Consider the following 16,833-nt stretch of genomic DNA (forward strand, 5'->3'; position numbering starts at 1 on the left):
CGGTGTGGTCACGACAAGGCGTAGCCGCAGTCGGGGCATATCTCCGCGTTAGCGGGCCGTGAGGGCCGCTTACGGGCGTGTTAATCCAGACCTTCCAGCGATACTTCTCAAAGCGACTTAGCTCTAGTTACAACATCCATCATTAAAAGCGATGCTGTTCCGGCCTTTGGTCGGGGCGGGGCCGCTTTTCAGTGGTGGGCGCGGTGATGAGGTCACAGATGTGCACATTCTGGTTTTGCGGAAGCGTATCCTGAATGTTGTAACTAAATTCAGTTGCCTTACAGTGCCTGTCGCGTAGCGACGGGAGGTAACTTTGCTTTTATCGAACCGGCGCGGACGTGAGTCCGCTGCAAGGGCGGGCATTATCTGAGTCTGTCCACAGGGCAGGCGATGAATAGGTCGTTTTGTTTATATGTTTTTTTAAAAGATATTTAAAAGAAGTATTGAGCAGGTTTTTAAAGGGAACCACGCACTTTGAAATCAGTACGGCTGGCGCTCTGTAACCATAACGGCTGTAACCTTATGGAAAAGTCCCTTGCAGTTATGTGTGGATAACTGAATTCATCGGGCAAAGATGGCACCGGCGACAAAATTTCAGCACGGTTTTGCAGGAAAAGAGAGGGAAGCATGGATGGCCGCCATGTCCGTTCGCTCAGATAATAAGCAACGGTGAGTAACAGACGTGCAGAACCCTCCGGGGTCAGCCGGATTAATGAAACGGGAGGGGGTCAGGTGGTGGCCGTTGCCAGCCGCGTATAGTTGTTACCACGGGACATCAGCATACGCTCTTTTACACGCCTTGCCTGTTCCCGACGCACGGCGTCCAGGTTGCCGGTAAAGCGGCCCTCGGCAATTTCACGCGTCAGTTGCTGCTTCACGATAGTTTCAATATCGCGGCGGTTACGGTCAGCGTCACGGCGGGCGCGGGCGCGCTTCAGCCCGTGCGATTTGCGTTCGGACTGGTAACTCCGGAAGCGCTCACGCACGAACCGCCAGGCTTTGGCTATCAGTTCGTCCATATCCAGCCGGGGGAGACGTTGTTTTTCACGCTGCTGGTTTTCCCACTCCACGCGACTGCGCCTCGCGGCCACAACGGCCACGTCAGAAACACCCAGCGCGGAGAACAGGGCTGGCGTGAAGGTGATATCGGTCGGGATGTTGCACCCAATCTGCGGGTCATACTCGGTCTGGTAGGTAATCAGCCCCAGCTCCGCCATAAACTTCAGCGCCCGCGTGGCGCGGGTGATGGACAGATTGCCGCTTTTCGATTCCGTGGCCAGCCCGCACTCGATGGCCAGATTGGTGATGGAGCGCTGGACGCGGTTAGCCAGCGGGTCATAGTGGAAGCACAGCCCCTGTAGCAGCGCATCGATGGCGCGGCGGCGCAACAACGGCGGCATACGGTGACGCACACCCAGCGAACGCGCAAACGCAACGTGCATGGAGAAATCAAAACGGGACGTGAAGCCTTCCGCTTTCGCCATCAGCTTACGGCAGAACGGCAGGGTCTTTTTGCCCTCACGCGGGGTGAATTCCGGATTTGGGTTCTTGACCTGCCGATAATGAGAGAACAGGGCCTGAGCGTCAGTCACACCTTCCTGCGCTTATGTTGCACAGAAGGAGTAAAGCGCATAGAAGGTATTGCGGTTTTCTAAGCATGTGCATATACTCCCCGTACAGAGCAGCAGTTCTGTACGGTTTTAGTTGGCCCCGATTAATCTCTCCGCTCGCCAAAGTTGAGGAGATTATCGGGGTTTTGTTTTTTGTGGTTCCGGAGCATTCATATCCGAACCATTCCCTGCCACCTTATGGCGTGGCCCACCAAAAATTCTTTACTCGCACAGCAATCTAGCACTCACAGAATAAAGGATCAAGAAAGTAAGCCCATCAGATTATGTTTCTGGCCTGAGCTTCACGCTCAATTAAACGGGCCAAAATTTCAGCCTGGGTTAAACCGTCTTCCTGGCACATAGTCATTAGCAATTCTTTAAGCTGGGGTTCCAGAAAAACTTTAACTTCTTTGTGAGTAGCTCTCTTTCTCGCCACCGAAGCACGCTGTTTATCAGCATCACTAAGTGGATTCCCCTTTCTGTAAGGGCGTTTCGATGAGGAAGTTGCTGCATTTGCTACTTGCGACATATCTGCCTCCTCAAGGATCTAAAAAGGATCATCTCGCAGAGAATACTACAGAAGCGGTAAATCAGCGACTTAACTTTTATCGAAAAGGTGATCTGCGTTGGCGCACGGATCACCCCTGTCAGTGAGAGGCTACTTGTACGCCGTTATCAGTAGGTCGATTGCCAGTCTGTCCCCATTTCCCAGCGGGACTGCCAGTGAGACAGATACTGGCTGGCGATGGCGGGCATAAAGCGCATCACCACCACGTTCTCCGAATTTTTACTCGCTCCCGCTCTGCTGAAGTTATAGCTTCCCGACTCAACTGTATGATTATCAACAATTAAAATCTTATCATGCTGGATAGGGAAACGGTCGTTTGTCCTCAGCGGAATACCGGCATTCACAATCAGATTCATTGCCGCCATGCTGGCCCTGTTGCGGTTGCCTTTCTCGTCGATAACGATTTTTATATCCACGCCCCGCTGATGCGCGGCAATAAGCGCTTTCATCACGTCCGGATCGGTGAAGGAATAGGCCATCATCCGGATACTCTGCTGTGCGGAACCGATGGTGTTCAGCACCAGAAGGCGACCAGTTCCTTCAGGAGAAAAACCCACCTGAATATCCGGAGCCGTCGATATCTCCGCGTCGGCGGGGAAAGACAGAGAAGAGAGCAGGGGAAGACAAAGAAAGCTGGCCCTGACCAGTTTTCCGTAAGAAAATAACATCATCTTGATTCCTTTGGATTTTTAACAGGAACCTCGAAAACGGGTAAAACTTGCTTTTACCCGTTTCCGGGGTTGACCAACGGAGCGTAGCGAAGGCGGTAGCCCTGCTCCCTGATGGGGGGGGGGGCAATATGCTATTCTTCCGCGCGACGAAAAAAATGGAGTGGTACTGGTTGACTGTCTTTTATCAGAAACGCCCGACCGAAGAACTGGCGCATCTGGCATGGTGCCTGCTGGTTGCAGTAAAGCTGTCGCAGAAGCAGGGCAAAATTCGCACAGATTTGCAGATACACATGCTCATCATGCAGTGGCTGACAACAGCCCAGAAACGCAAGCTGTTCCCCCGCTCGGTCGCACAGGACATTCTCTGGCTTCTTGACCAGGGGAAACGCTACGGTTCTGGTGCCAGGCTGCACCGCAAGGTGGAGTACATCTGGCGTTCCAGCACGGGCGAACTGGCGAAACAAAGCATGTTATTCCGCTTCACGTATTTTATTGAAACGCTGAAAACAATGGGCTGGCTGGACTTTCTGCTGTCACAGCAGGAATGGCGTAATTATCACAGGGAATCAGCAACGGCCAGCGCGGTGTATACCCCGAAAGCAGAACTCCATCCTGCATTCAGTGATAGTGGCGAACTGATTAAACCACTGGAGATCCGCTTCACCGGTGATATTTCAGGCGTATTTCCGTTACTTGAGCAATGCCATTTAAAAAGCGAACAGCGGCCTGATGAGGAAGACTTTTCCGTTATCCGGCTGCTGCCGGAAAAGGCATAGCAACAGGCGTCAGTCCTCGAAAGATTTTTCTTTCACGATGTCCCGCTCGATCTGCTTCAGATGAAGCGACTGATCGGGCTGACTCTCTGCTTCCGGCGCTTTCTCCGGCGATTTCTCGCCCAGCGCCGCCGCAATATCCCGCCCGGTAAGCGGATATTCCTCCTCTTTCAGCTTACCGGCCAGCAGCCCGGTATGGATATCATCCTCCGGCTCGCTGATGGCGGCGAGTACATCTTCCGGACGAATATCCTTCTCACCTTTACCCTGTTTTTCCAGGGCTTCACGGGCAAGTCGTTCCGCCTCCTGTTCAGCGTTCTCCTTCGGCTCAGGAATGAAGGGAAGGGGGTCTTCCGTTTTCCCGGCCACGTTGCGGGCCAGTTGCGCGGTCAGGCTGTCATCGACTACCTGATCAGCGCCGGTGATACGGCTGATATTGAGCGGTAAACCCTCGCCCTCCATCCTGACGATCACGCCGCTGTCGGGATACTGTTGCGCAAGCTGCAACCCTTCAGGCAGGCTCTCCGCGATGCGGTTTTCCCCGTTCCGGCTCTGCTGTATCCCCGCAAACCTTGCATCATTGCTGCCAATGACCCGAAAATCACCGGGTAAGGACACGCCGTTACGCTCATCGGCATTTATCGTCAGAATCACCACGCCTGAGCGGTTGCCGTTACTGTCCCACAGCGCGAACGCCAGCCCCGGCTCCGGATGCCGCCTGACGCCCGGCACAAACAGGCCCTGTGATTCGCCTTCAGCCAGCCCGTAGGTTTTCAGCAACGCCCGGCCAGCGGCAACATCGGCAAGAGGGGAGGCCCAGGACAGAATCCCCTCTGCCGTCCTGCCCGCCCGATCCTCACCCGCCATCAGATAATCATGGGCGGTACGATCACCCTTGTTTTTACTGAGTTCAGCCAGCCATCCGGCTCTGTCATCGGTGTAAACCTGCACATGCTCTTTTGTTCGGGACAACGTAACGTAACCACTTTCCTTTGTTGCCATTCGCTTTCGCCCTCCTTCAGTCCCTTCAAGCGTAATGACAAACCGGGAACTGGCCCCCTGAGCACCGTATGCCGTGACGGCATACCCCAGGTCGGTATGCCTGTCTGCCGGGTCATTCAGGTCAAGACGACGGGTAAGCTGACCATCCTGGCTGCGAAGGGTCATGCTTTGTCCGTCGATCTGTTCCACGTTCCAGAAGCTGTTTCCGGTATAACCGCGCTCGGCATCAGAACGGGTAAAACGCATTCTGTCGCCCTCACTGACGCTGATAATCCTCGGCTGATAAATCTGTGCATCCTCGGTGCTGTTCTCGAACGGTGACAGGATTTTTTCCCGTCCGTCATGGCTGATAAGCGTCACCAGCCCGCTCTGCCGGTCAGTGCTGCCGACCGTCCAGTATTCCCGGTTAATCAGGGCAACTTTTCCCGTCAGAGCGGCCCATCCCGTCAGGCTCCGAAGCTCATTGTGCCGGACGCGAACCGGGTCAAGGACGGTTATCTCCTGTTCGTTTATCGTAATGCCAGCCCTGTACAGATTGTCATGTATCAGGCGGTTTATTTCCTGCCTGTCCGTATTGAGATGCGCCACCGTCAGTGTATTGTCGCGGGCTTCGGCTGTTCGTCCCGCAAAGTCAGCCGCTATTGCCTCCGTCACGCTGGCGGGCGCTCCTGCATCACGTAACGCCTGGATCTGTTCTTTATCCGGACTGACCTGCTCAACGGATGATGCAGGAACGAATGCACCGGCTTCCCGCGGCACCACATCCGGTGTGACATTTTCGGCCTTTTCCAGCGCAAGCGCATGTTGCCCTTCAATCATGGCATACACCACTTCCCGAAGTTCCGGCGTCTGGCGCACAATCTCCTTCATAATGGCGGTATCAACGGCGCTGCGCTGCTGCATCAGCCGGAACGGCTGTCCCGGCTCGATGGCCCGCAACTGAGCATCATCCCCGCTGGTAATGGCCCGACCGCTGCCGGTGGCGATGGCCTGATAAGCCTCACTCATCGCCCGGTTGCCAATCATTGACGCCTCATCAATCAGGAACAGGGTATTGCTGTAATCCGGTTTCTCACCGTTCATCCGGGCCTGTCCGTCTTCCCAGATAAAGGATTCCAGCGTCTGCGCCCGGACGCCCACGCTTTTCATTTCCTCAACGGCCCGGTGAGTCGGAGCCAGCCCCACCACCTCCGGTCGCTGGTCGTCCGGCAACGTCGCCATTGCCGCCAGCATGGCTTTAAACTGCGTGGTTTTACCCACACCGGCGTAGCCCTGCACCGCCGTAAAGCGGTCAGCGCTTTCCAGCACCATGCGCGTGGCGGCCTGCTGCCCTGCCGTCAGCCCCGTAAGATACTGTTCAGGCACCGACGCCATCAGCGGCGTGACGCTGCCTTTCCCTTCCGCGATATGGCGCAGAATGGCCTTTTCCGTTTCAAAGGTGGACTTTGGCAGCATCAGCCCGGCTTCCAGCCGGATAAGCTCACCGTCCTTTACCTGCCGGTTAATCTCAGACTGGATAGCCGGAATGCTGACCGCTGAATTAATACTGAGCGCGGCACTGAGCAGTTCCGGGGCCAGGAACGCTGTTTTCTCATGCTGCACCTGACTGAGGGCCAGATACACGGCCTGAGCCGCCGGGGTTCGTGGCAGTTCTCTTGCGGCATCGAGGGCGGTATCAACCCCTTTTGCGCCGGTGGCCGCTTCCACCTGGGCGCTTATCACCCGCACAGCAGGGCTGCGGGCAAGTTTTGCCTCGCCCCGTTCAACATCCATTGCGGTAAATATCCGGATATCACTGCCGCTGCGGGTCAGGGTATTAAGCACATCATCGCGCATCTCACGCCCGCTGAGCGCGGCCAGCACTTTTCCTTCAGGCGCTATCGATTTACCCAGGGATTCAACATAGTTATGTTCAACCTTCAGGGGCCGGGAGATATCTGCCCGGATAATCTTTCCGTTTTTCTCCAGCGCAACAACGCCACCACCGGCGCTGACAACGCTGACCACATCCTGCGCCTTCAGCCTGCCTTTCGCTTCCCGTCCCGTAACCCGCAGCCGATCGCCGGGGGCCACCTCCAGCGTCCGGGGTTTGAAAAGGCTCCAGGAGGCGTCAATCTGGCTGATTTTTTGGTGCTGCTGCTCCCCGGCCTCATTCACAAGACGAAGAACACTGGTTTCAGCGCCAACACGATCAATACGCCAGCGCTCCATGTTCTTTTCATCGGCATTCCAGCGCTCCATTACCATGCCTTCGCGGTAGGTATCACGGCTTTTGCGGTTCTTACTGTCGAGCCAGACCGGAGACAATGTTTCAATCCGGATATCATCGCCGGTGATACGCCCCTGCTCACGTAGTGCATCACGAATGTACCCCGTCAGTACCTGTTGCTCACGCTCACCGGCAACCTGCGCAACGACGCTATGCCCGGCTGTAATATCGCGGGCATACTCTGCGGCAAGATGGCTGTAGCGGACTTTTTTATCCGCTTCAGACGTAAGCTGTGCCACAGGCACCGGCGCGTCATTGAAACGATAGTGGGCGGCACCTTCCTCCTGAAGAACCGAAAGGACGCTGCCTGTCCCCTGCCGTTTACCGCTGTCCATCAGCAGGATCTGCGCACCGCTTTCCCGCGCTTTTTCCATCAGGAATACGCTGTCCTTCAGCCCCAGCGTTTCGGCCTCTGCAACAATGATGGTGGTATGGGCGGTCAGCGGCAGGTCTGCTTTCAGTGCGCCACGCCCGGCAATCAGCCCGGACAGGGTTTCACTCTCTCCCAGAAAGGCTTCACTTTTCCGGTCGGCGGCCAGCACCATAACCTGTCGTCCCTGTGATACCGCCAGTCCGGCAAGCCGTTCTGTTCGTTCGCGCTGTACCGCTGCGCCCCCACGGCCATAGACAATCGCAAGTGGATCGCGGGTTTCAGCCAGTTCAGCATACACCCCGGCAGCGGCGGCAAGCGTCCCGTTCAGCAGGGCATCACCGGAGACAATCGCGCGACCGGAATCCATATGCTCCCGCGCAAACTGGCGAACCGTCAGTTCATCAAGCACATGGATATCAGACGTGAAAATACCCTTATCCTTATCGAGGGCAATAAGACGGCCCTGTTCAATGGCGGTATCGATACCCGTTCTGGCCCGCTGCACCATATCCTTTTCCGCTGGCAGAAGTGACACAACGGCGGTCAGCACTTCGCTGTAGGCAAACTGCGCTTTTTTATCACTGAGAGACGACAACGCCGTAAGCGTCTCATCCAGACCGTATTGACGCTCAGACAAAAGTGAGATCGACCTTCCAGGGCAGCAGATCACGGACCCGGTTCACCGGCCAGTCCTGGATATGACCGATGACGTAACGCAGCCACGCCTCCGGTTCCACGCCGTTAAGCCGGCAGGTGCCGATCAGCGAGTACAGTACCGCAGCACGTTCCCCGCCCGCGTCTGAACCCGCGAACAGCCAGTTTTTCCGCCCCAGGGCAACGCCACGCAGCGCGTTCTCTGCGATGTTATTGTCTATCTCGGCCCAGCCGTTGCTGCAGTACAGGTTCAGCGCATCCCACTGCTTCAGCAGGTACGAGAACGCCTTCGCCGTATCCGAGTGGCGCGACAGCACCTTCATCTGTGCCTGTACCCAGTCGTACAGCGACTGCATCAGCGGGACCGTCTGCTCTTTCCGGACCGCCAGCCGCTCCTCTGCCGGGCTGCCGCGTATCTCCGCCTCGATGGCATACAGTTTACCGATGCGCTTCAGCGCTTCGGTTGTGACGTCGGTCGGTGTGCGGACGTGAACGTCATGGATTTTTCGCCGGGCGTGCGCCATGCAGGCCGCTTGGGCGATACGGCCGTCTTCGTACAGTGCGTTGTAGCCGCCGTAAGCATCGGCCTGCAGGATACCGCTGTATCCGGCAAGGTGTTGCTGCGGATGTATCCCCTTACGGTCCGGCGAGTACGCGAACCACACCGCCGGGGGAAGCGGTGAGCCCGCGTTACGGTCGTCCCGCACGTAGACCCACAGCCGGGCCGTGCGGGTTTTACCGCTGCCCGGCTCCTGAACCGGCACAGGGATATCGTCGGTATGCACCTTGCCCGGAATCAGCACGTACTGGCGCAGCAGGTCATACAGCGGCTCCAGCAGTTCGCTGACCGCACCGGACCAGCGCCCCAGTGTGGCACGACTCAGCTCCACGCACTGACGCCGGTATATCTCTGACTGACGATAGTGAGGCGTGTGCTCTGCGAACTTTGCCGTGACGATGCGCGCCAGCAGCCCGGGACCCGCGTAGCTGCGCTCTATGGGTTTTGCCGGCATGGTCGCCTGAACGATGTGGTCACATCCACAGCAGGCCAGTTTTGGCCGCTGCGTTTCGATAACCTTAAAGGCGCTGCTGATGAGCTCCAGCTGCTCCGATACGTCGCAGCCCAGCGCGCTGAGCTCTCCGCCGCACGACGGGCAGGCGGTTTCTGCCGGCGACAGCGTGCGGGTTTCGCGGGGGAGTGTGGCCGGTAATGGTTTACGGGCAGAAGACTGGCGCAGCGGTTGCGGAACCACCGGGTCATGCTGCTCACCCAGCGCCTCAGCCATCTCCTCCTGCAGGGCGCCGATGCGCTCTTCAGCCTCGCGCACCTGGCGCTGCGTTTTCTCACGCAGCTTTTCGGAGCTTTTGCCGAACTGCATGCGCTGAAGCTTAGTGATCAGCGCCTTCAGCCGGTTGATTTCGCTGGCGTACGCCGCCACCCGCTGTGAGAGCAGGCGGTTATACTCCGCCATTTTGCGGATGGTGGTCTGCTGCTCCAGCAGCAGCGCCCTGAGCCGGGCGTTTTCATCGGGAAGGGATGCGTCCATAACCCCATTTTACAGCAGGTTATATCCGCAGGCCAGGCCGTTCAGTCCGCTGTGGGTGCTTCCAGTTAATGCCTTCCAGCAGCATGGAGAGCTGCGCAGGCGTCAGATGCACTTTTCCGTCACGGGTCACCGGCCAGACGAAGCGCCCCCGCTCCAGTCGTTTGGTGAACAGGCACAGGCCGTCCCGGTCGGCCCACAGCACCTTTATCATGTCGCCGCGACGACCGCGAAAGATAAACAGATGACCGCTGAACGGATCGGTGCGAAGCGTGTTCTGCACTTTCGCTGCCAGCCCGTTGAAGCTACAGCGCATATCTGTCACGCCAGCAACCAGCCAGATCCGCGAACCTGCCGGAAAGCTAATCATGACTCACCCTCCCTGAGTTCGCTGACCAGTGCGCGCAGAAGTTCAGGCGTCAGCGGGCCAGTCAGGTTGAGGCTTCCACCTGGCAACGTCAGCCTGCAGCTGATGACCGGTGGCAGGTCTGCTGATACGACGCCGTTTTGCCTGGGCGGAGGGACAACAGGCTCCATAGTAACCGGAATCAGAGTCGCTCTGTTGGCCGGATCCAGTAGCCCCTGACGATGCAGATTGCGCCAGTTGAACAGCAGATTATCGTTAATGCCATGCTCACGGGCAATTTGAGCCACACAGGCGTCCGGCTGCAGGGTCAGCTCCGCCATGCGAATTTTGAATTCCAGAGGCCAGTCCGGCCGGCGTTTTTTTACAGGAAGATTTGTCTCAAGATTGAAGGCATAGAGCTCTTCCTCCAGGCGTTCAGGCGTGTATTCTTCCGACAATGGCCAGTTAATTCCGGTTCGTCGAAAACGCGTGAACATTTTATGTATGGCAGATGAGCTAAGGTTCAGTTGTTCTGCTATTTCACGGTAAGTCAGAGCCTCATTAAAGCGCAGGCTCAGCGCTGTGAAGATCCATGGTCTTCTGGTGTAAGGCGTATTTTTGTCCACGGTAGTGTCCATGGTAGGAAACGCGGGCAAAAATAAAAGACGGTCTGGATGAGACGCTTACGAATATCCGCTTACCGGGCGGGATATTGCGGCGGCGCTGGGCGAGAAATCGCCGGAGAAAGAGCCGGAAGCAGAGAGTCAGCCCGATCAGTCGCTTCATCTGAAGCAGATCGAGCGGGACATCGTGAAAGAAAAATCTTTCGAGGACTGACGCCGGTTGCTATGCCTTTTCCGGCAGCAGCTGGATAACGGAAAAGCCTTCCTCATCAGGCCGCTGTTCGCTTTTTAAATGGCATTGCTCAAGTAACGGAAATACGCCTGAAATATCACCGGTGAAGCGGATCTCCAGCGGTTTAATCAGTTCGCCACTGTCACTGAATGCAGGATGGAGTTCTGCTTTCGGGGTATACACCGCGCTGGCCGTTGCTGATTCCCTTTGATAACTACGCCATTCCTGCTGTGACAGCAGAAAGTCCAGCCAGCCCATTGTTTTCAGCGTTTCAATAAAATACGTGAAGCGGAATAACACGCTTTGTTTCGCCAGTTCGCCCGTGCTGGAACGCCAGATGTACTCCACCTTGCGGTGCAGCCTGGCACCAAAACCGTAGCGTTTCCCCTGGTCAAGAAGCCAGAGAATGTCCTGTGCGACCGAGCGGGGGAACAGCTTACGTTTTTGCGCGGCAGCCAGCCACTGCATGATGAACATGTGTATCTGTAAATCTGTGCGAATTTTGCCCTGTTTCTGCGACAGCTTTATCGCTACCAGCAGGCACCATGCCAGATGCATCAGTTCTTCGGTCGGGCGTTTCTGATAAAAGACAGTCAACCAGTACCACTCCATTTTTTTCGTCGCGCGGAAGGATAGCATATTGCATCCCCGGTCGGGAGCAGGGCTACCGCCTTCGCTGCGCTCAGTTGGTCAACCCCGGGAACGGGTAAAAGCAAGTTTTACCCGCCCCCGGCGTTTCTGTTAAAAATCCAAAGGAATCATGATGATGCTATTTTCATGCGGAAGACTGGTCAGGGCCAGCTTTCTTTGTCTTCCCCTGCTGTCTTCTCTGCCCTTCCCCGCCGACGCGGGGATATCGACGGCTCCGGATATTCAGGTGGGTTTTTCTCCTGAAGGGACTGGCCGTCTTCTGGTGCTGAACACCATCGGTTCCGCACAGCAGAGTATCCGGATGATGGCCTATTCCTTCACCGATCCGGACGTGATGAAAGCGCTTATTGCCGCGCATCAACGGGGCGTGGATATAAAAATCGTTATCGACGAGAAAGGCAACCGCAACAGAGCCAGCATGGCGGCAATGAATCTGATTGTGAATGCCGGTATTCCGTTGAGGACAAACAGCCGCTTCCCTATCCAGCATGATAAGATTTTAATTGTTGATAATCATACAGTTGAGTCAGGAAGCTATAACTTCAGCAGAGCGGGAGCGAGTAAAAATTCGGAGAACGTGGTGGTGATGCGCTTTATGCCCGCCATCGCCAGCCAGTATCTGTCTCACTGGCAGTCCCGCTGGGAAATGGGGACAGACTGGCAATCGACCTACTGATAACGGCGTACAGATGACCTTTCACTGGAAGGGGTGATCCGTGCGCCAACACAGATCACCTTTTCGATAAAAGTTAAGTCGCTGATTTACCGATTCTGTAGTATTCTCCACGGGACGATCCTTTTTTGATCCTTGGGGAGGCGGAGATGTCGCAAGCCGTAAATGCAGCAACTTCCTCACCGAAACGTGCTTACAGAAAAGGTAATCCATTATCTGTGTCTGAAAGGCAACAAGCACTAATGGAGCGCCGAAAAGAAACCCATAAAGAAATCAAAGTTTACGTTCCAACAGTTCTGAAAGAGCGGTTACAAAACCTGTGTGAGGCTGAAGGTGTTTCTCAGGCAGAAATGATCAGTCGGCTTATTGCCGATGCCGGTGTCCCACAGAAGTGAACAACGTTATGGGTGAACATTCTTGAGTGCAGAATGAATCGGTGCTAAATTGCTGTCCAGAGTAAAGAAATTTTGGCGAGCCACGCCGTAAGGTGGCAGGGAACTGGTTCTGATGAGATGTTTATCCGGAACCAGAAAAAACGAAACCCCGATAATCTCCTTAACTTTGGCGAGTGAGAGATTAATCGGGGCCTACTAAAAACTGCATAGAAGCTGTTGCTCTATGCAGGGAGTATATGTGCATGCTCAGAAAACTGCAATACCTTCTGTGCTACCTGCTCCTTCCGTGCAACATAAGCGCAGGAAGGTGTGGCTGACGCTCAGGCCTTGTTCACACATTACCGACAGGTCAAGAACCCAAATCCGGAATTCACCCCGCGTGAGGGCAAAAAGACCCTGCCGTTCTGCCGTAAGCTGATGGCGAAAGCCGAAGGCTTCACGTCCCGTTTTGATTTCTCCATGCACGTTGCGTTTGCGCGTTCGCTGGGTGTGCGTCACCGTATGCCGCCGTTGTTGCGCCGCCGCGCCATCGATGCGCTGCTACAGGGGCTGTGCTTCCACTATGACCCGCTGGCTAACCGCGTCCAGCGCTCCATCACCAATCTGGCCATCGAGTGCGGGCTGGCCACGGAATCGAAAAGCGGCAATCTGTCCATCACCCGCGCCACGCGGGCGCTGAAGTTTATGGCGGAGCTGGGGCTGATTACCTACCAGACCGAGTATGACCCGCAGATTGGGTGCAACATCCCGACCGATATCACCTTCACGCCAGCCCTGTTCTCCGCGCTGGGTGTTTCTGACGTGGCCGTTGTGGCCGCGAGGCGCAGTCGCGTGGAGTGGGAAAACCAGCAGCGTGAAAAACAACGTCTCCCCCGGCTGGATATGGACGAACTGATAGCCAAAGCCTGGCGGTTCGTGCGTGAGCGCTTCCGGAGTTACCAGTCCGAACGCAAATCGCACGGGCTGAAGCGCGCCCGCGCCCGCCGTGACGCTGACCGTAACCGCCGCGATATTGAAACTATCGTGAAGCAGCAACTGACGCGTGAAATTGCCGAGGGCCGCTTTACCGGCAACCTGGACGCCGTGCGTCGGGAACAGGCAAGGCGTGTAAAAGAGCGTATGCTGATGTCCCGTGGTAACAACTATACGCGGCTGGCAACGGCCACCACCTGACCCCCTCCCGTTTCATTAATCCGGCTGACCCCGGAGGGTTCTGCACGTCTGTTACTCACCGTTGCTTATTATCTGAGCGAACGGACATGGCGGCCATCCATGCTTCCCTCTCTTTTCCTGCAAAACCGTGCTGAAATTTTGTCGCCGGTGCCATCTTTGCCCGATGAATTCAGTTATCCACACATAACTGCAAGGGACTTTTCCATAAGGTTACAACCGTTATGCTCACAGAGCGCCAGCCGACCTGATTTCAAAGTGCGTGGTTCCCTTTAAAAACCTGCTCAGTACTTCTTTTAAATACCTTTTATGTTTTTCATATAAACAAATAACCTGTTCATCGTCTGCCTTGTGGACAGCCTCAGAGAATGCCCGCCCTTGCAGCGGACTCACGTCCGCGCCGGTTCGATAAAAGCTAAGTTACCTCCCGTCGCTACGCGACAGGCACCGTAAGGCATCTGAATTTAGTTACAGCATTCAGAATCCGTTCCCGCAAACCCGGAATGTGCATATCTGTAACCTCATAACCACACCCACCACTGAAAAGCGGCCCCGTCCCGGCCAGAGGCCGGAACAGCGTCGCTTTTAATGATGTATGTTGTAACTAGAGCTAAGTCGCTTTGAGAAATATCGCTGGAAGGTCTGGATTAACACGCCCGTAAGCGGCCCTCACGGCCCGCTAACGCGGAGATACGCCCCGACTGCGGCTACGCCTTGTCGTGACCACTCCGACAGCGCACAAAAGCTTCTGTGTTGCTTTTAACGGGTTTGTGTCTAACAGGGTGAAGGAATGGATTGGCAGATCCTATCAGAACTGTAACCGGCTACGCCGGGTCACGGTGCCATTCACCCATAGAGCTATATTCAGCATTGGCTGGCACCTCCATGCCGCTTTGCGGCATTTAAATAACTGGCTGCGCACTGCTCGCCAGTAGGAAATATGTAGCTATTCGGATGTAAAGCCGCAAAGCGAGCGACTGCCAGAGGATAATGCGGGATGAGTGATTATCCCTAAAAGGATATCATTTAACATTTATAATACTATCTATTTAATATTAAAATACTATTGGTAAAACATCAAAAGACCTATTGACATCACTTGCGGAGGGTTTAATATAGCTGCGTCAATTCATCGTTTTTAATATTAAAATGGATTAAATTAAGATGATACTTACAATTGCAAATACGAAAGGCGGTGTGGGGAAGTCTACCCTCGCAGTAAACATCGCAGTAGAACGTGCCCGATTAGGTAAACGTGTATGGCTGGTTGATGGAGACCGGCAGGGTTCCTCGCAAACAGCAATTTTGATCCGTAGTGAGGCGGGTTTAGAACCAGGCTTAGCATGTTCACATTTTCCTGACGGCCCAATTCTTAGGACGCAGGTTTTACAACAGAAATCTAATTTTGATGAGGTGATCATTGAATGTGGAGGTAGGGACTCTACAGCAATGCGTGCAGCATTAACGCTGACTGATATTCTCGTAGTGCCTTTCGTTCCTGGTAGTTTTGAGGTGTGGGCTATGGAAGATGTTGTCAATCTGGTGCGTGATGCCAGAAGTGTGCGAGACGGTTTAACAGCATTCTCTTTACTCAACCGTGCTGATCCCAATCCTCGCAGCAATGATAATGCCGATATGCTGGATGCGATGAGAGACTATAACGAAGACATACAATTACTGGATCACACAATCAGGCAAAGGAAAGTTTTTGCAGCAGCAGCAGGAAGCGGAAGGTCTGTTTCCGAGCTTAAATTGCGTGCTCATGAGAAGGCAGCAAAAACAGAGTTAGATACTCTTGTTTCAATACTGTTTTAGAATTAAAGTAATATTAAAATAAACTCATTTGGATTTCATATGGCTATTACAAGAAAGCCTGTAGTCAAGGCAGAACCAGTAGATACCATTAGTAACTTCATAAATCAGGCTCCCGATGGCATTAAGAGTGAAACACCTGCCGAAAAAAAGGGAGTCGTCAAAGGTCAGCGACAGCAGATTACAGTGACATTTGACCCTGATGTCATCGAGCTTTTAGATATCATGTCAGCAGAAGAGGGGGTATCAAGAGCGGCACTAATCAGGATGGCAGTAAAACAACTCATTACCCGTGGAACCACTGTTGGTGGAACCAATCAGTAAATCATTTTAATATTAAAATGATATTGATATAGGTTAAATTAATTGGATTATAACATTGTTGCAACTGCATATTATGTGAAAATTACTACAGACCTAAATTGCGATTTAGGTCTATTAAACCTATAGGTGACTATGTTTGCCACCTTCCATCATATTCATCCCACCCCCGGCCGGTCTGGTCATTGGTCAGCAGACAGTCAATGACCAGACAGTTGCGATCATCTGCTATCATATTAATTTCACTAAATAAATACTCTACCTGTTCTTTCAACTGATCGTTGTTTTCAGCAGTCAGAGGTATCCGGTATTCATTCCCCCCTAAAATTTGACCGTCGAATTCAGCTTCGATGAACCAGTCAATCAACTCTCTGGTTTTTTTCTTCCCACGGGTAAATTTACTGCCATTTTCAATCGACACAAACAAGGTCATAGAATGTGGGGCAGGGGAGGCCACATGAGTTTCTTCTGGAGTTTTAGCTTCAATCTGGCTGGCTGCATATTTGATGGCACTGCTGATAGTGCTTCGGCTGCAACCTATCGTTTTCTGAACCTGAGTCCAGGAACTACCGCTCAACAATAGCCGGTTGATAGCATCGTAACGCGGCTTATTGACCTGCCGCCCACGGTATTTACCCGCTGCTTTCGCTTTGGTTATGCCCTGCTGCTGACGTTCCCGCCGCTGTTCGTAATCGCGCCGTGCAATAGCGGCCAGCATATCGAGCAACATATCATTGATGGCCGCAAACATTCGGCTGTCAAATTCATTGGCTCTGGGAGAAAGGTGCTGCCAGGTGGTGGGAACATTGACGGCCACAACCCACACGCCACGCTGACGGATGATCGCTTTAAGTTTCTCCCACTCATCTCCTTTTAAACGAGAAAGCCGATCGACGTCCTCAATGAGTAATACATCACCAGGGCGACTGTCATTGAGCAAACGAAAAAGTTCGGGACGCTCCAGGCGTGCGCCTGATTCATTCTCAGCATAATAGTTACAGATGATGACATTATGCTCATGAGCAAAGCGGTCAAGCATATCGCGGGCACGTTGAGCATCCTGCTCACTGGTGGAAGCCCGAAGGTAGGCGCGAACAAACATGGACATGGTACTGTTAGAGTCCTTTGGTGATACTGGTCTGGTTA

At 54.2% G+C, this 16,833-nt stretch carries 16 protein-coding genes and 1 pseudogene; 7 read left to right on the forward strand and 10 right to left on the reverse strand.

What is annotated here, in order from left to right:
* Positions 1–728 precede the first annotated feature (728 nt).
* The 4 genes from repA (H2P46_RS20835) to H2P46_RS20850 form a co-directional block, all read right to left on the reverse strand.
* Positions 729–1,592, reverse strand: coding sequence for an incFII family plasmid replication initiator RepA (repA, locus tag H2P46_RS20835; RefSeq protein WP_193406721.1), 864 nt, complete (start codon positions 1,590–1,592; stop codon positions 729–731).
* Positions 1,585–1,665, reverse strand: a complete 81-nt coding sequence (gene tap, locus H2P46_RS20840; protein WP_338103670.1) for a RepA leader peptide Tap — start codon at positions 1,663–1,665, stop codon at positions 1,585–1,587. The genes repA (H2P46_RS20835) and tap (H2P46_RS20840) overlap by 8 nt, the downstream gene beginning before the upstream one ends.
* Positions 1,666–1,887: 222 nt before the next feature.
* Entirely contained in the window at positions 1,888–2,139 is a 252-nt protein-coding gene (locus H2P46_RS20845) for a replication regulatory protein RepA (protein WP_202987546.1), read from the reverse strand.
* Between the two features lie 146 nt (positions 2,140–2,285).
* Positions 2,286–2,849, reverse strand: coding sequence for a phospholipase D family nuclease (locus tag H2P46_RS20850; protein WP_193406722.1), 564 nt, complete (start codon positions 2,847–2,849; stop codon positions 2,286–2,288).
* A gap of 128 nt (positions 2,850–2,977) precedes the next feature.
* Here H2P46_RS20850 and H2P46_RS20855 point away from each other — a divergent pair, with 128 nt between their 5' ends.
* The gene (locus H2P46_RS20855) at positions 2,978–3,625 is read left to right on the forward strand and encodes a DUF2913 family protein (protein WP_238939057.1); all 648 of its coding nucleotides are present in this window, start codon (positions 2,978–2,980) and stop codon (positions 3,623–3,625) included.
* 9 nt (positions 3,626–3,634) lie between these two features.
* On the opposite strand, the gene H2P46_RS20860 is transcribed toward H2P46_RS20855, so the two are convergent.
* From H2P46_RS20860 to H2P46_RS20880, 5 genes are all read right to left on the reverse strand, one after another.
* Entirely contained in the window at positions 3,635–7,903 is a 4,269-nt protein-coding gene (locus H2P46_RS20860; RefSeq protein WP_193406723.1) for an AAA family ATPase, read from the reverse strand.
* Positions 7,896–9,467 carry an IS66 family transposase gene (gene tnpC / locus H2P46_RS20865; protein ID WP_193406724.1) on the reverse strand — a complete coding sequence of 524 codons (1,572 nt, stop codon included), beginning with the start codon at positions 9,465–9,467 and terminating at the stop codon, positions 7,896–7,898. The genes H2P46_RS20860 and tnpC overlap by 8 nt, the downstream gene beginning before the upstream one ends.
* A gap of 19 nt (positions 9,468–9,486) precedes the next feature.
* On the reverse strand, positions 9,487–9,834 hold the full coding sequence (gene tnpB, locus H2P46_RS20870; RefSeq protein WP_193403484.1) for an IS66 family insertion sequence element accessory protein TnpB: 348 nt from the start codon (positions 9,832–9,834) through the stop codon (positions 9,487–9,489).
* Positions 9,831–10,448, reverse strand: coding sequence for an IS66-like element accessory protein TnpA (gene tnpA / locus H2P46_RS20875; RefSeq protein ID WP_193405102.1), 618 nt, complete (start codon positions 10,446–10,448; stop codon positions 9,831–9,833). Before tnpA ends, tnpB begins: the two co-directional genes overlap by 4 nt.
* A gap of 208 nt (positions 10,449–10,656) precedes the next feature.
* Positions 10,657–11,304, reverse strand: a complete 648-nt coding sequence (locus tag H2P46_RS20880) for a DUF2913 family protein (protein WP_238939058.1) — start codon at positions 11,302–11,304, stop codon at positions 10,657–10,659.
* Positions 11,305–11,428: 124 nt separating this feature from the next.
* Here H2P46_RS20880 and H2P46_RS20885 point away from each other — a divergent pair, with 124 nt between their 5' ends.
* The 6 genes from H2P46_RS20885 to H2P46_RS20910 all read left to right on the forward strand — a co-directional run bounded on the left by H2P46_RS20885 (position 11,429) and on the right by H2P46_RS20910 (position 15,690).
* Positions 11,429–11,992, forward strand: coding sequence for a phospholipase D family nuclease (locus H2P46_RS20885; protein ID WP_420846554.1), 564 nt, complete (start codon positions 11,429–11,431; stop codon positions 11,990–11,992).
* Positions 11,993–12,138: 146 nt separating this feature from the next.
* Complete coding sequence (gene repA, locus H2P46_RS20890; protein ID WP_193406725.1) at positions 12,139–12,384, forward strand: replication regulatory protein RepA; 246 nt, start codon at positions 12,139–12,141, stop codon at positions 12,382–12,384.
* A gap of 242 nt (positions 12,385–12,626) precedes the next feature.
* Entirely contained in the window at positions 12,627–12,701 is a 75-nt protein-coding gene (gene tap / locus H2P46_RS20895; RefSeq protein ID WP_100208657.1) for a RepA leader peptide Tap, read from the forward strand.
* Positions 12,694–13,557 (forward strand): incFII family plasmid replication initiator RepA, encoded by an 864-nt coding sequence (gene repA, locus H2P46_RS20900; protein ID WP_193406726.1) that lies wholly within the window; start codon positions 12,694–12,696, stop codon positions 13,555–13,557. The genes tap (H2P46_RS20895) and repA (H2P46_RS20900) overlap by 8 nt, the downstream gene beginning before the upstream one ends.
* A 1,161-nt stretch (positions 13,558–14,718) precedes the next feature.
* Positions 14,719–15,369, forward strand: coding sequence for an AAA family ATPase (locus H2P46_RS20905; protein WP_161617813.1), 651 nt, complete (start codon positions 14,719–14,721; stop codon positions 15,367–15,369).
* Positions 15,370–15,408: 39 nt separating this feature from the next.
* Positions 15,409–15,690 carry a ribbon-helix-helix domain-containing protein gene (locus H2P46_RS20910; RefSeq protein WP_193406727.1) on the forward strand — a complete coding sequence of 94 codons (282 nt, stop codon included), beginning with the start codon at positions 15,409–15,411 and terminating at the stop codon, positions 15,688–15,690.
* 484 nt (positions 15,691–16,174) lie between these two features.
* Here the strand turns inward: H2P46_RS20910 and H2P46_RS23350 are convergent.
* A pseudogene (locus H2P46_RS23350) lies at positions 16,175–16,795 on the reverse strand (recombinase family protein); the annotation flags it as partial.
* Positions 16,796–16,833: the final 38 nt, after the last annotated feature.

It is taken from the genome of Mixta mediterraneensis, assembly GCF_014946725.1.
Taxonomy (GTDB): Bacteria; Pseudomonadota; Gammaproteobacteria; order Enterobacterales; family Enterobacteriaceae; genus Pantoea; species Pantoea mediterraneensis.